The following is a 12,820-nucleotide window of genomic DNA, read 5'->3' as shown; positions in this document are numbered from 1 at the left end:
GGGCCGCGCGGTGCCGTGCTGTTAGCCGGGTGCGCCGTCCGGCGCAAGGCGCAGTCGGCCGGGCGATGCGAAAACCGCCCGGCCGCGTCCCTTACCCCTCGGCCTCGTCGAGGTGGAAGCGGACATGCTCCACGTTCGCCCGCTCGAAGGCCTGCATGACGTGCTGGTAGGAGCGCTCCATGGCGTTGTCCTCCGTCCCGGGGCTGTCCTCGGGCTTCAGCACGAACATCAGGAGGGAGCGCCCGGTCACGTCGTAGCCGGAGCCGAACTTGAAGCTCTCCACGTCCTGGCTGTCGGGCAGGTTCGTATCGAGGAGCCGCGTCCAGGCCACGCCTCCCACGGATTCGGGCAGCGTGAACGTCACGAGGTCGTGGTAGGCGTTGAACATGATCAGCAGCGTGGCGTCCCCGCCGCGGCGGTGCAGGCCGGTGGCCTGGGCGCGCCCGTCGAGCTGGACCGCGAAGGCGCGGGCCTCGCCGTCCGACCAGTTCTCGCCCGCCATCTCGCTCCCGTCCGGCCGCAGCCACGTCACGTCCTTGACGCCGAACTCCTCGTCGTACTGGCCGGTGAGGAATCGCCCGCGGCTCAGGATCGGCAGGGCGTTGCGCAGGATGATCAGGCGCTGGGTGAACTCCGCGAGATCCCGCTCCTCGTCGCCGATCGCATCCCAGTCCAGCCAGGAGACTTCGTTGTCCTGGCAGTAGGCGTTGTTGTTGCCGTTCTGGGTCCGGGCGAACTCGTCGCCGGCGAGCAGCATCGGCGTGCCGCGGGACAGGAACAGCGTCGCCAGCATGTTGCGCATCTGGCGCAGGCGCACCGCCCGGATCTCCGGGTCGTCGGTGGGGCCCTCCACCCCGTAATTGTACGAGAGGTTGTGCGAGTGGCCGTCGCGGTTGCCCTCGCCGTTCGCGTCGTTGTGCTTGTCGTTGTACGAGACCGTGTCGTGCAGGGTGAAGCCGTCATGGGCGGTGAGGAAGTTCACCGAGGCCCAGGGCTTGCGCCCGCGCTTGTTGAACTTGTCGGCCGAGCCCGCGATCCGCGCCGCCAGATCCGGCAGCAGCCCGCCATCGCCCTTCCAGTAGGCGCGGACGTCGTCGCGGAACCGGTCGTTCCACTCGGCCCAGCCGGGCGGGAAGCCGCCGACCTGGTAGCCCCCCGGGCCGCAATCCCACGGCTCGGCGATGAGCTTGACGTTGTTGAGCACCGGATCCTGGCGGCAGGTGTCGAGGAAGCCGCCGCCCTCGTCGAACCCGTAGGGCTCGCGGCCCAGGATCGTGGCGAGATCGAAGCGGAACCCGTCCACCTGCATCTCCTGCGCCCAGTAGCGCAGGGAATCGGTGACGAGCTGCAGCACCCGCGGATGCGACAGGTTGAAGGTGTTCCCGGTGCCGGTGTCGTTGATGTAGTAGCGCGGCTCGTTGGGCAGGAGCCGGTAATAGGAGGCGTTGTCGACCCCCTTGAACGACAGGGTCGGGCCCTTCTCGTTGCCCTCGGCGGTGTGGTTGTAGACCACGTCGAGGATCACCTCGAGGCCGGCGCCGTGGAAGCGCGAGACCATCTCCTTGAACTCGGAGAAGGCGAAGTCCGGCACCGCCGCGTAGCGCCGGGCGGGGGTGAAGAACGAGATCGTGTTGTAGCCCCAGTAATTCACCAGCCCCTTCTCCTGCAGGTAGTCGTCCTGCACGAAGGAATGGACCGGCAGCAGCTCCACCGAGGTCACGCCGAGGCTCTTGATGTAGTCGAGCACGTCCCGGGTCCCGAGGCCGGCATAGGTGCCGCGCAGCTTCTCCGGCACCCGCGGGTCGAGCTTGGTCATGCCCTTGACGTGGGCCTCGTACACGATGGTCTTGTCCCAGGGCACCAGCGGCTTCTGGTGCCGGCCCCAGGTGAAGGCCGGGTCGATCACCCGGGAGCGGCGGGTGTAGGGGGCGCTGTCCCGCTCGTCGAAGGTCAGGTCGTCGCCGGTCTCCATCTTGTAGCCGAACAGGGCCGGGTTCCAGGTGATCGAGCCGACGAGCCCCTTGGCGTAGGGGTCGATCAGCAGCTTGTTGGGGTTGAACCGGTGGCCGGCCTTCGGCTCGTAGGGGCCGTGGACCCGGTAGCCGTAGATCGTGCCGGGGCGGGCGTCGGGCAGGTAGCCGTGCCAGATCTCGTCCGTGTACTCGGGCAGCTCGATCCGCTCGATCTCCTGCTCGCCGGCATCGTCGAACAGGCAGAGTTCGACCTTGGTGGCGTGGGCGGAAAACAGAGCGAAGTTGACGCCGAGCCCGTCCCAGGTGGCGCCCAGGGGGTAGGGTTGGCCTTCCTGGATGCGCGTGCGGGCCGCGCGGGACTGCGATGCGGGACGACGAGTAGAGGACATGGACACTCCGGAACGCGACCCGCCCGGCCACGTGCCGCCGCGGGGAGCGTCGGGTGAACGTGCCGGAAACAGCGAAGCTCCCGCGGTGCCGCAAAAATCGCGGGCGCGTCACGACCGCGCCGCGCTCAGTTCGAGGCCGCGGCGGTGAAGCTCCGGTCCATGGCCCGCCCGACGTCCAGCGTCCTCGACAGGATCCCGTTTCGCGTCGCCCGGTCCGAGGCCTCCTGGACCTCCGTCACGACACCGTCGTCGAGCGCGATCGGCCGCGTCCGCTGCGCCGTGTAGGCCGCGCGCAGGACGTCCTCCGGCAGCCTGGTCAGCGCGGCCGTGTTCCGGGCGTAGGCGTCGAGATGGTCCAGCGACCAGAGCCGCGCCCTGTCCAGGCGGCTCAGGAAGTCCTGCAGGGCGGCCCGCTTGGTGGCGATGGCGCTGTCCGAGGCGACGATGAAGGTGATGGTCGGCGTGAGGCCCGCGCCGTCCGCGATCGGCCGGGTCTTGTCCCTGAGCGTCGCGAACGAGACGTAGGGCTCCCAGACCGCCCAGGCATCCACCGAGCCGGCCATCAGCGCGACCTTGGCGTCGACCGGGTTGAGCGGCGCGAAGGTGGCCTCGGATGGCGCGATCCCGGCCTTCTCCAGCGTCGCGCTGATCAGGAACTGGCCCCAGCCGCCGCGGGTGCCGGCGAGTCGCTTCCCCTTGAGGTCGGCGGCCGAGCGGATCGGCGAATCCGCGCGGACCAGGATCGCCTGCGTCCGCGGATCCGACTTGGTGCCGCCGATCGCCTTGATCGGTGCCCCGGCCGCGACGACCGTGAGGAAGGAGAGGTCACCGGTGTAGCCGACATCGAGGGCGCCGGCGTTGAGCGCCTCCAGGATCGGCGCGGCGGCGGGGAATTCCGACCATTCGATCCGGTAGGGCAGATCCTTCGCGGAGCCGGCGCTCTCGAGGAGTGACCGGTTCCCGCCCTTCTGGTCGCCGACCCGCAGGACGACCTCCTCCGCGCGGGCGGCCACCGCGGCCAGCGTCGTTGTGGCCAGTGTCGTGGCCAGCGTCAGTGCGGCGGCGAGCAGCGCGTCGGCGAACCGGCGGACGCCGGGACGTGCGTGAGATCCGATGAGCATGGGGCCTGCCGCGATCCGCTGCCCGCGTTGTGCGGGGCTGTTCTGTGGAAGGCCGAGCTTATGCTTGCCGCCAGGGCGGTCAATGAAACGAAAATCTGTATTGCCCGCGATTGATGCCAGAGATGACATCCGGCCGCCCCCGCGGGGAGACGAACGTCTTTCCCCGCGCCGCGCCGGTCAGCGGGCGGGCGGGAACGCGTCCGCCAGGTAGGCCCGGACGAAGCCCGGCATCCGCGCGGCATCGATGTCGTCGCGGCCCCGCACCACGTGCATCCCGGCGAGTTCCGGCTCGGCCTCGGCGCCGAGATGGTCGGCGATCCGCGCCACGAGCCGCGCGGCCGTCTCCGGGAAGCGCACCGGCCGCAGGAACGCGAGCTGGCCCTCCCCCTCCAGCAGCACCCAATCCGTTTCGGCCTTGTCCGGCAGCGCCAGGCCGGTCTCCTCGGCGAGTTCCCGGGCGGCGCTGCCGACGAGATCGACCCGCGCGCCCTGTATGTCGTCCGGATCCGGAGTGCCGCAGGGGAAGTAGAGCTGGCCGGCATTGGCCGTGCGGGCCCCCATCTCGCCGAGCAGGACGGCGCCGTCCGAGGTCCAGGGCACGATCGCCGCGAAGGCATTGGCGATGCGGGCGTCTGCGATGCGGGCGTCGGCGTGCCGGGTGTCCCGGTAGTAGGTGAAGGTGGCGTAGCGCGTCGCGAACAGGTCGAGGCGGGCGGCCCGGTCCGCGACGGCGTGGTCGCAGCACAGTAGGACGGTGCCGTCGAACATGCCGGGCGCGCGGGCGATCCGGGTCTGCCAATGCGCCGCGATGGCGGCGGCATTCTCCCGGGGGAAGGCCCAGTCGTAGGTCACGAACCGCGCCGTCACGGCGGCAAGCTGCGTGATCCGGAAGCCGTCAGACATGCAGGGTGCCGTCGGCCACGATCACCGCGGCCCCGCCGATCTCGACGCTCCGCAGGGCCCCCGCCTCGATGGTGAGCTGGAGCGCGATCTCGCTCGGCCGCCCCATCGCCTCACCCTGGCGGATCGCCACGTCGTGCGTGCCGTCGCCCAGGGCCTCGAACTGCATCAGCACCCCCGCGAAGGCGGAGGCCGCCGAGCCGGTGGCGGGATCCTCCGTGACGCCGAAATTCGGCGCGAACATGCGGACCCGCCAGCTCTGGCCGGTGCCCTCGGGGTCGGGTGTGTAGAGGTAGAGCCCGTCGTTCGGGTCGGGCGCCTGGGCCGGCCGGGCGGCGTCGAGGGCCGTCACCGAGCCCACGGGCACGCAGGTGAAGCTCGGCCCGACGCCGTGGCGGCTCGGCGCGTGCCGGCCGGTGCCGATGTCGGCGGGCTTGAGGCCGAGGAGCGGGGCCAGCAAGGCGGGCTCGGGGCCGGGACCGAGGTATTCCGGCAGGATCGGCAGCCGGAACCGCGCCCGTCCGCCGCTGCCGTCCGCCAGCGTTTCGACCACGCAGGGGACGATTCCGATCCGCTCCTCCAGGCCGAAGGCCCGGGCATCGCCCCGGGACGGATCCTGCAGCGCCAGCAGCACGGCGGTGCCCACCGTCGGGTGGCCGGCGAAGGGCAGCTCCCGGCCGGGGGTGAAGATGCGCAAGGACGCCCGGTGCCGGGCCTCCGTGGGCGGCATGACGAACACCGTCTCCGAAAGGTTGAACTCCTGCGCGATGGCCTGCATGGCGGCGGTGTCGAGCCCCTCCGCGTCGAGCACCACGGCCAGCGGATTGCCGGCGAGCCTCTGCTCGGTGAACACGTCGAGGGTGACGAAGCGGCGCGCCATCGTGTCCATCCTTCTTGCTCTCGCCGGGCCCGGCCGAAGGGCGTGCCCTCACACCGCCTCGACCGGAAACCGCGCGCTCGGGTTCACGTATTCCTCCTGCGCGGCCACCGTCAGGATCTCCCGCGATCCTGCCTCGGCGGTGCGCTTGAGCAGCCCGTAGATCGAGGCCGCCGCCGCGCCGAGCGCCGCCTCGGCCGAGCCGGTCCGGGCATAGTGCACCAGGAACAGGGCCGCGATGCAGTCTCCCGCCCCGTTCACCGCGATGGCGAGCCGCGGGGTGCGGACCCGGAACACCCGCCCCTCCGCGCCCGCGAGCAGGTCGATGCTGTCGGCGGGCGTGTCGGCGCAGAGCGCCGAGGTGACCAGGACCACCCGCGGCCCCCGCGCCTGGAGCGCCGCGATCGCGGCTCCGGCCGCCGCCAGGGTGCGGCTCGGCAGGCCGGTGAGGAGGCCGAGTTCGAACTGGTTGGGGGTGAGGATGTCGGCGGCCGGGACCGCGCGCTCGCGCAGGAACGCCTCGATGCCGGGCCGCACGTAGACACCCTCCTCGACGTCGCCGATCACCGGGTCGCAGCAGTAGAGCGCTTGGGGGTTCGCCGCCCGCACGGCGTCCACCGCTTCCAGGATCGCGGCGCCGATCTCGGCCGACCCCATGTAGCCCGACAGCACCGCGTCGCAGGTGGAGAGCACGCCGCGCTCGCCGATGCCGCGCACCACCTCGCGGATCATCGCCGCGTCGAAGACGGGGCCGCGCCACGCGCCGTAACCGGTGTGGTTGGAGAACTGCACCGTATGCACGGGCCAGACCTCGACCCCGAGCCGCTGCATCGGAAACACCGCCGAGGCGTTGCCGACATGGCCGTAGGCGACATGGGACTGGATCGACAGGACGTTCAACGCGGGACTCGCTCGTTGTCCCGCTACGGTTAGCCGGTTCCCGCGCCGCCTGCACCCCTATCCCTTGCCGCCCTCCCCCGCGCGCCTCAGATGGGACCGACCCTCCTCCCACCCGCCGAGCCCCGTTCAGAGCCCCATGGACATCGAAGCGCTGCGCACCACGACCCTCGCCTTCGTGGAGGCGCACAAGGCCTGGACGCCGTTCATCGCCGGCGGCCTCGCCTTCTGCGAATCGATCGCGGTCCTGTCGCTGTTCGTGCCGGCGACCGTGATCCTGGTCGGCATCGGCGCCCTCGTCGGCGGCGCCGACATCCCGTTCTGGCCGGTGGTGATCGCCGCGGCGGTGGGCGCCGCGCTCGGCGACTGGATCTCCTACGAGGCCGGGCGCTGGCTCGGACCGGGGGCCAAGACCAAGTGGCCGCTGCGGCGCTACCCCGAGCTCATGGCAAAGGCCGAGGCCTTCATCGGGCGCTGGGGCATCGCCGCGGTGGCGCTGGGGCGGTTCTTCGGGCCAGCCCGGGCCCTGGTGCCGCTCTTCGCCGGCATCCTCGGCCTGGCGCGGCTGCCGTTCCAGCTGGCCAACGTCGCCTCCGCCCTGGTCTGGGCCTTCGTGCTGCTGGCCCCCGGGGCCGGGCTGCTCACGTGGTTCCATCGCTGATGCGGCGCTTCCCGCCCGAGCGGATCGTCTGCCTCACCGAGGAGACCGTCGAGACCCTGTACCTGCTGGGTGCGGAGGACCGGATCGTCGGCGTCTCGGGCTATGCGGTGCGCCCGCCCCGGGTCCGGAAGGAGAAGCCCCGGGTCTCGGCCTTCACCAGCGCGGACATCCCGAAGATCCTGGCGCTGGCGCCGGACCTCGTCCTGGCCTTCTCGGACCTCCAGGCTGGCATCGTCGCCGACCTCGCCCGGGCCGGCGTGGCGGTGCACCTGTTCAACCAGCGCGACGTGGCGGGCTGCCTTGCCATGGTCCGCACCCTCGGCGCCCTCGTCGGTCTGCCGGAACGGGCCGAGGCTTTGGCGGCCGGCTTCGAGGCGCGGCTGGCGGAGGCCGCCGCGGCGGTGCGGGACCGGCCGACCCTGCGCGTCTACTTCGAGGAATGGGACGCGCCGATGATCTCCGGCATCGGCTGGGTCTCGGATCTGATCGGCCTCGCGGGCGGCCGGGACGTGTTCCCGGCCTTGAGCCGGCAGCCGGCCGCGCAGGACCGGATCGTCACGCCCGAACAGGTGATCGAAGCCGCGCCCGACGTGATCCTCGCCTCGTGGTGCGGCAAGCGGGTCAATGTCGACCGCATCCGGTCCCGACCCGGCTGGGCGGCGATCCCGGCCGTGCGCGACGGGCGCATCCACGAGATCAAGTCGCCGCTGATCCTGCAGCCCGGCCCGGCCGCGCTCACCGACGGATTCGACGCGATTCGGGCCTGCCTCGGATGACTGCCCCGGGGCGATGCCGCGCCGCAGGTGACGGACGGCGCCCGGATTGGCAGGATGTCCCGATTCGGCACAGGCGCATTTTCCGAGATTGATGTCCGCTTCCATCGGCGTTTCCGATTCCGCTTCTCCGCCCCCGGCGGCCGAGGCGCTCCTGCCGCCCGACCGGCGGCAATCGCCGACGGCGCTGCGCATCCAGCGCGGCGTGCGGCGGCTGTTCTCCGAGATGGGCTGCGTCACCCTGCCGGAATTCTCCCTCGTCAACGGCCGCCGCGCCGACGTGATCGCCCTGTGCGGCGCCGGGAAGCTCACCATCGTGGAGATCAAGTCGAGCGTGGCGGATTTCCGCGCGGACCGGAAATGGCCGGATTACCGCGACTTCTGCGACCGGTTCTTCTTCGCGATCCCCGAGGACGTGCCCGAATCCCTGATCCCGGAGGAATGCGGCCTGATCGTCGCGGATGCCTACGGGGCCGGGATCCTGCGTGCGGCGCCCGAGCACCCGCTGAGCGGCGCCCGGCGCAAGGCCGTGACGCTCCGCTTCGCCCACAGCGCCGCGCGCATCCTCCACGCGCTCGCCGATCCGGGCGCGGTGCGGGAGGGGGCGCTGTAGGATACGGCCGGCGGCCGGATTCGCGCCGACGCGACGGACCGCCCGGGACGGCTGAACGACGCTGGACCCATCCGTCGCGTCGGCGGTGGCCGAGAAGCTTTCGGCGACGAGAGCGGCGGCTGTCTCGCCGAACGTGGTCGAGGCGCGGACACGGATGCGTTCGATCGCGTCATGAACTGCAGGGCGGCCTCCCACCGGCTCCCGAGGATCGCGTGAGCGATCCGCCATCTGCGGGAAGGACATCCACGCTGGATTGGCAGGCCGCGCAGGGCGGCTGATCGCGCAGACGACCGATTGGCGATGGACGGCGGGGTTCGGTCTGGTACGTCTGCACTGGTATTCCACCGACGATTGAAATCTGCGTAGAACGGCCGCGCTTCCCGCCGATCCAGCGCCGAGCCCGATTCATCGATGACCTCCGTCGCCCTGTTCGAGCTGATCCTCGGCCTCCTCGGCGCGGCCCTGCTGCTGTCGCTGGCGGCCGGGCGCCTGGGCTTCCCGCCGGCCGCGGCCCTGGTCATCGGCGGCATGGCGCTGGCGGTGGTGCCGGGCCTGCCGGCCTTCACGCTCGACCCGGACCTGATCATGGTCCTGTTCCTGCCGCCGCTCCTGCTCGAATCCGCCTACTTCACCGTCTGGCGCGACTTCCGGGCGAGCCTCGGCCCGATCCTGTCGCTCTCGCTCGGGGCGGTCCTGTTCACGACCCTGATCGTCGGGCTCGTCGCGCACGCGGTGGTGCCGGCCCTGCCCTGGGCCGCCTGTTTCGCCCTGGGCGCCATCGTCTCGCCGCCGGACGCGGTCGCCGCCAAGGCGGTGCTGGCCCGGGTCGCCCTGCCCCGCCGGATGATCACGGTCCTGGAGGGCGAGAGCCTCGTCAACGACGCCTCGGGCCTCGTGCTCTACCGCTTCGCCGTGGCGGCCGCGCTGACGGGGAGCTTCAGCGCCTGGGCGGCGGCCGGCAGCTTCGCGTGGCTCGCGGCGGCGGGCGTCGCGGTCGGGCTCGCCTGCGGGCTGGCGGTGAACGCCGGGATGCGGCGGCTGCACGACGCCAACGCCATCACGGTGCTGAGCTTCCTCGCCGCCTATGTCGCCTACCTCGCGGCCGAGGAGGTCCACGCCTCCGGCGTCCTTGCCGTGGTGGCCTGCGGCCTGATGATGGGCGGCCGGGAGCACGAGACCTTCGACGCCCATGCCCGCCGCCATTCCGTGGCGGTGTGGGCATTCGTGGTGTTCGTGCTGGAGGCCCTGGTCTTCGTGCTGATCGGCCTGGCGCTGCGCGGCGTGCTGGCCCGGACCGGCGGCGAGTACGGCTCGCTCTCGGCGGGGCTGCCCCTGGCGCTCGCCGTCACCGCCACCTGCGTCGTCGCCCGCCTGCTCTGGGTGTTTCCCGCCGTCTACCTGCGGCGGCTCCTGTCGCCGCGGTTGCGCGCGCGGGAACCCTCCCCGAACCCGGCCGTGCCGCTGATCGTGGGATGGGCCGGGATGCGCGGGGTCGTGACCCTTGCGGCGGCCCTGGCGCTGCCGGTGGACTTCCCCGGCCGCGACGCAATCCTGGTCGCGGCCTTCGTGGTGATCCTGTTCACCGTGCTGGTGCAGGGCACGACCCTGGGGCCGCTGATCCGCCGGCTCCGCCTCGATCCCGTGGCGCACCTGCCCGACGGCCATCTCGACGCGCCCATGGCCCGCGTCGTCGTCAACGAGGCGGGACTCGCCGCCCTGGAGGGATTGGTGTTCCCCGAGACCGGGGCGCTGCAGCACCCGCGCCTCGTGGAGGAGTATCGTCGCCGGGTCCGGGCCTCCTCGCGGGACCGGGACGAGCGGACGGCGCTCGAAGCCGAGAAGAACGAGCACTTCGCCGCCGCGCTGCTCGCCGTGCGGTCAGGCCGGTCGGCGCTGATCGACCTGCACCGGCAGAACCGGGTCCACAGCTCGGTGCTGCGTCAGCTGGAAACGGAGATCGATCTGGAAGAGCTCCATCTCAAGCGTCTGGCCGGGACCGCGCCGGCCCATGGCTAGGACGCTCTCCGCCGAAGTGGGATCCCGTCCGGCGTCGGAGAGCGCGTCGAACCAGGGGCCTGGAGCCGTGCCCGGCCGGGGTGCGGCTCCTCAATGGGCGGCGCAGCCGTCCGCCGGCTGGCCGTAGCCGCTGTAGACGACCCGCACCTTGCGCAGGCAGGTCCCCTCGGACTTCGGCGCCACCGCCACGGGCGCGACGTCCACCGGCTCGACCCGCAGGGTCGCGGCCACCGGCTGGTCCTCGGAGGTGGCGAGCGCGCGGCTGGCGCTCATCACGACGGGCGTCGCGGCCAGCGACGAGATGGCGAGCGCGGCGAAGACGGCGATGTTCTTGCGGCCGAAGGTGTTGCGGGTGCGAGCATTGAACATGACGAGTGGTCCGTCGTATTGCGTTCGGCAGCGCTGAGGTGCCGAGATCCCCTGTTGCAGCGATAACTTGGCCGTTGGCTTGGCGGTTCCCGGTATTGCCCAAAAACCGCCACGCTTGCGTGTCCCGCCGCACCTGGGGCGCGGGCCCTCAAAGGATCTTGCGGTACTGCACGAAGCCGGATTTCTCGGCGATCCGGTCGTAGAGCTGCATCGCGTCGGTGTTGGTCTCGTGCGTCAGCCAGTGGACGCGGGAGCAGCCGGCGGCTTTCGCGGCCTCGCAGACGTGCTCGATCAGCCGCCGCCCGATCCCAAGATTCCGGGCGCCGTCCGCCACGAACAGGTCCTGGAGGTAGCAGTAATCCCCGACCGTCCAGGCCGAGCGGTGGCGGATGTGGTGGACGAGGCCGATCGCCTCCGTGCCGCGCCACGCCAGGGCTCCGTCGACCGGCTCGGCCGGGTCGTTGAGGCGCCGCCAGGTCGTCTCCGTGACGGCGTCCGACAGGTCGACCTTGTAGAACGCCTGGTAGCCCCGCCAGAGCGGCAGCCAAGCATCCCGGTCGCCGGCGCCGATCCGGCGGATCGCGAGGCTGCTGTCCATGATTCTCTCCGCTGGTCCGGACGGATCGGACCTCATCCGGCCCGGACAGGCAACCCGGGCCGCCGGCGCCGAAGACCCGTCACCCGATCGCCTTCACCCGACACCCTGCGCCTTGCACCCCTGCCCGCCCGCACCTAAACCGGCCCGCCAGCGGCCCGAGCCGCCGCGCGAGCCCGAGCCTCCGACACCCATGTCCCAAAAGAAATCCTTCCAGGGTCTGATCCTGACGCTTCAGGAATTCTGGGCGGCGCAGGGCTGCGTGATCCTCCAGCCCTACGACATGGAGGTCGGCGCCGGCACCTTCCATCCGGCCACGACCCTGCGGGCGCTCGGCCCGAAACCCTGGAAGGCGGCCTATGTCCAGCCGTCGCGCCGGCCCAAGGACGGCCGCTACGGCGAGAACCCCAACCGGCTCCAGCACTATTACCAGTTCCAGGTGATCCTGAAGCCGAACCCGCCGAACCTGCAGGAGCTCTACCTCGCCTCGCTCGCGGCCATCGGCGTCGACCTCAAGCTCCACGACATCCGCTTCGTCGAGGACGATTGGGAGAGCCCGACGCTCGGCGCCTGGGGCCTGGGCTGGGAATGCTGGTGCGACGGGATGGAGGTCAGCCAGTTCACCTATTTCCAGCAGGTCGCGGGCTTCGAGTGCGCGCCGGTGGCGGGCGAGCTGACCTACGGGCTGGAGCGGCTCGCCATGTACGTCCAGGGCGTCGAGAACGTCTACGACCTCGACTTCAACGGCGCCGAGGGTGCGGACCGGATCACCTACGGGGACGTGTTCCTGCAGGCCGAACAGGAATATTCCCGCCACAATTTCGAGTCCGCCGACACGACGATGCTGTTCCGCCAGTTCACCGACGCGGAGGCGGCCTGCCGGTCCTACCTCGCGGCGGGCGCGCCCGCCGCGGAGGGCGAGCGCCACCGGATGGCGCAGCCGGCCTACGACCAGTGCATCAAGGCCAGCCACGTCTTCAACCTCCTCGACGCGCGCGGCGTGATCTCGGTGACGGAGCGCCAGAGCTACATCCTGCGGGTGCGGGAACTCGCCAAGGCCTGCGGGGCCGCGTGGCTGAAGACCGCGGCCGGCGGAGCCCCTTGAGCCTTCGCGCGTTGCAACCCCCGCCAACCGGCGCGCTCCGGCGCGTCCGCAGACGCGGGAACCTCGTGATGAAGAAGACGATCCTCGCCCTCAGCCTCCTCGGATTCGGCCTCGCCCCCGCGCTGGCGGCCGATCCCGGGCCTGAGGCCACAGTCAAGAAGCTCTACGCCGAGCCGCACCCGAATCACTCCTCCGTGTATTCGAAGCGCCTGCAGGGCCTGTTCGACGCCGACGCGAAGCAGGCCAACGGTGCCACCGGCAACCTCGACTTCGACTATCGCCTGAACGGCGAGCCCCTGAAGCCCGACACGGTGAAGAACCTGACCTTCAAGGAGGCCACCGAGGGCAAGGACCAAGCGAAGGTCACGGTGGAGCGCAAGGGCGGCGACGGATCGAAGGCGATCGTCTACGACCTCGTGCGCGAGGATGACGGCTGGAAGGTCTCCGACGCCCACGCGATCGGCGACCGCAAGTGGCAGCTCACGACCATCCTCAAGGGCGAGGCGCGCTGAGCCTGGGCCGTCGACCCTC

The 12,820-nt window shown here is 71.3% G+C and carries 13 protein-coding genes; 6 read left to right on the top strand and 7 right to left on the bottom strand.

The window, feature by feature from the left end; all coding sequences use genetic code 11:
* Window positions 1–91: 91 nt before the first annotated feature.
* The 5 genes from glgX to pdxY all read right to left on the bottom strand — a co-directional run bounded on the left by glgX (window position 92) and on the right by pdxY (window position 6,160).
* Window positions 92–2,362, bottom strand: coding sequence for a glycogen debranching protein GlgX (gene glgX / locus MCBMB27_RS03335; protein WP_043347763.1), 2,271 nt, complete (start codon window positions 2,360–2,362; stop codon window positions 92–94).
* A gap of 125 nt (window positions 2,363–2,487) precedes the next feature.
* Complete coding sequence (locus tag MCBMB27_RS03330; RefSeq protein WP_075379842.1) at window positions 2,488–3,483, bottom strand: ABC transporter substrate-binding protein; 996 nt, start codon at window positions 3,481–3,483, stop codon at window positions 2,488–2,490.
* Window positions 3,484–3,660: 177 nt separating this feature from the next.
* Window positions 3,661–4,386 carry an NUDIX hydrolase gene (locus MCBMB27_RS03325; protein ID WP_075379841.1) on the bottom strand — a complete coding sequence of 242 codons (726 nt, stop codon included), beginning with the start codon at window positions 4,384–4,386 and terminating at the stop codon, window positions 3,661–3,663.
* Window positions 4,379–5,263 carry a PhzF family phenazine biosynthesis protein gene (locus MCBMB27_RS03320; protein WP_075381861.1) on the bottom strand — a complete coding sequence of 295 codons (885 nt, stop codon included), beginning with the start codon at window positions 5,261–5,263 and terminating at the stop codon, window positions 4,379–4,381. The genes MCBMB27_RS03325 and MCBMB27_RS03320 overlap by 8 nt, the downstream gene beginning before the upstream one ends.
* A 48-nt stretch (window positions 5,264–5,311) precedes the next feature.
* The gene (pdxY, locus tag MCBMB27_RS03315) at window positions 5,312–6,160 is read right to left on the bottom strand and encodes a pyridoxal kinase PdxY (protein WP_075379840.1); all 849 of its coding nucleotides are present in this window, start codon (window positions 6,158–6,160) and stop codon (window positions 5,312–5,314) included.
* Between the two features lie 136 nt (window positions 6,161–6,296).
* Between pdxY and MCBMB27_RS03310 the strand changes: the two genes are divergently transcribed.
* The 4 genes from MCBMB27_RS03310 (at window position 6,297) to MCBMB27_RS03295 (ending at window position 10,220) form a co-directional block, all read left to right on the top strand.
* On the top strand, window positions 6,297–6,818 hold the full coding sequence (locus MCBMB27_RS03310; RefSeq protein ID WP_043347771.1) for a DedA family protein: 522 nt from the start codon (window positions 6,297–6,299) through the stop codon (window positions 6,816–6,818).
* On the top strand, window positions 6,818–7,594 hold the full coding sequence (locus tag MCBMB27_RS03305; protein ID WP_075379839.1) for a cobalamin-binding protein: 777 nt from the start codon (window positions 6,818–6,820) through the stop codon (window positions 7,592–7,594). Before MCBMB27_RS03310 ends, MCBMB27_RS03305 begins: the two co-directional genes overlap by 1 nt.
* 91 nt (window positions 7,595–7,685) lie before the next feature.
* Entirely contained in the window at window positions 7,686–8,204 is a 519-nt protein-coding gene (locus MCBMB27_RS03300) for an MmcB family DNA repair protein (RefSeq protein WP_053609197.1), read from the top strand.
* A 411-nt stretch (window positions 8,205–8,615) separates the two neighbouring features.
* Window positions 8,616–10,220 (top strand): Na+/H+ antiporter, encoded by a 1,605-nt coding sequence (locus MCBMB27_RS03295; RefSeq protein WP_043756222.1) that lies wholly within the window; start codon window positions 8,616–8,618, stop codon window positions 10,218–10,220.
* A 90-nt stretch (window positions 10,221–10,310) separates the two neighbouring features.
* Here the strand turns inward: MCBMB27_RS03295 and MCBMB27_RS03290 are convergent, their stop codons facing one another.
* Both MCBMB27_RS03290 and MCBMB27_RS03285 read right to left on the bottom strand, forming a co-directional pair.
* Entirely contained in the window at window positions 10,311–10,589 is a 279-nt protein-coding gene (locus MCBMB27_RS03290; RefSeq protein ID WP_051044690.1) for a hypothetical protein, read from the bottom strand.
* A 148-nt stretch (window positions 10,590–10,737) separates the two neighbouring features.
* The gene (locus MCBMB27_RS03285; RefSeq protein ID WP_043389491.1) at window positions 10,738–11,187 is read right to left on the bottom strand and encodes a GNAT family N-acetyltransferase; all 450 of its coding nucleotides are present in this window, start codon (window positions 11,185–11,187) and stop codon (window positions 10,738–10,740) included.
* Window positions 11,188–11,377: 190 nt separating this feature from the next.
* On the opposite strand from MCBMB27_RS03285, the gene MCBMB27_RS03280 reads away from it, so the two are divergent.
* Together MCBMB27_RS03280 and MCBMB27_RS03275 are read left to right on the top strand one after the other, a co-directional pair.
* Window positions 11,378–12,289 carry a glycine--tRNA ligase subunit alpha gene (locus MCBMB27_RS03280; protein WP_043347781.1) on the top strand — a complete coding sequence of 304 codons (912 nt, stop codon included), beginning with the start codon at window positions 11,378–11,380 and terminating at the stop codon, window positions 12,287–12,289.
* A 68-nt stretch (window positions 12,290–12,357) separates the two neighbouring features.
* The gene (locus MCBMB27_RS03275; RefSeq protein WP_075379838.1) at window positions 12,358–12,801 is read left to right on the top strand and encodes a nuclear transport factor 2 family protein; all 444 of its coding nucleotides are present in this window, start codon (window positions 12,358–12,360) and stop codon (window positions 12,799–12,801) included.
* Window positions 12,802–12,820 lie beyond the last annotated feature (19 nt).

The organism is Methylobacterium phyllosphaerae, assembly GCF_001936175.1.
Taxonomy (GTDB): domain Bacteria; phylum Pseudomonadota; class Alphaproteobacteria; order Rhizobiales; family Beijerinckiaceae; genus Methylobacterium; species Methylobacterium fujisawaense.
Note: the sequence above shows the minus strand (reverse complement) of the source record. Positions and strands in the feature narration are given on the sequence as shown.

Coding starts and splice junctions, on each gene's coding strand:
- MCBMB27_RS03310 (WP_043347771.1), top strand. CDS start 6,297: ATGGACATCGAAGCGCTGCGCACCACGACCCTCGCCTTCGTGGAGGCG.
- MCBMB27_RS03325 (WP_075379841.1), bottom strand. CDS start 4,386: ATGTCTGACGGCTTCCGGATCACGCAGCTTGCCGCCGTGACGGCGCGG.
- MCBMB27_RS03285 (WP_043389491.1), bottom strand. CDS start 11,187: ATGGACAGCAGCCTCGCGATCCGCCGGATCGGCGCCGGCGACCGGGAT.
- MCBMB27_RS03275 (WP_075379838.1), top strand. CDS start 12,358: ATGAAGAAGACGATCCTCGCCCTCAGCCTCCTCGGATTCGGCCTCGCC.
- MCBMB27_RS03290 (WP_051044690.1), bottom strand. CDS start 10,589: ATGTTCAATGCTCGCACCCGCAACACCTTCGGCCGCAAGAACATCGCC.
- MCBMB27_RS03320 (WP_075381861.1), bottom strand. CDS start 5,263: ATGGCGCGCCGCTTCGTCACCCTCGACGTGTTCACCGAGCAGAGGCTC.
- MCBMB27_RS03300 (WP_053609197.1), top strand. CDS start 7,686: ATGTCCGCTTCCATCGGCGTTTCCGATTCCGCTTCTCCGCCCCCGGCG.
- glgX (WP_043347763.1), bottom strand. CDS start 2,362: ATGTCCTCTACTCGTCGTCCCGCATCGCAGTCCCGCGCGGCCCGCACG.
- MCBMB27_RS03305 (WP_075379839.1), top strand. CDS start 6,818: ATGCGGCGCTTCCCGCCCGAGCGGATCGTCTGCCTCACCGAGGAGACC.
- MCBMB27_RS03295 (WP_043756222.1), top strand. CDS start 8,616: ATGACCTCCGTCGCCCTGTTCGAGCTGATCCTCGGCCTCCTCGGCGCG.
- MCBMB27_RS03330 (WP_075379842.1), bottom strand. CDS start 3,483: ATGCTCATCGGATCTCACGCACGTCCCGGCGTCCGCCGGTTCGCCGAC.
- MCBMB27_RS03280 (WP_043347781.1), top strand. CDS start 11,378: ATGTCCCAAAAGAAATCCTTCCAGGGTCTGATCCTGACGCTTCAGGAA.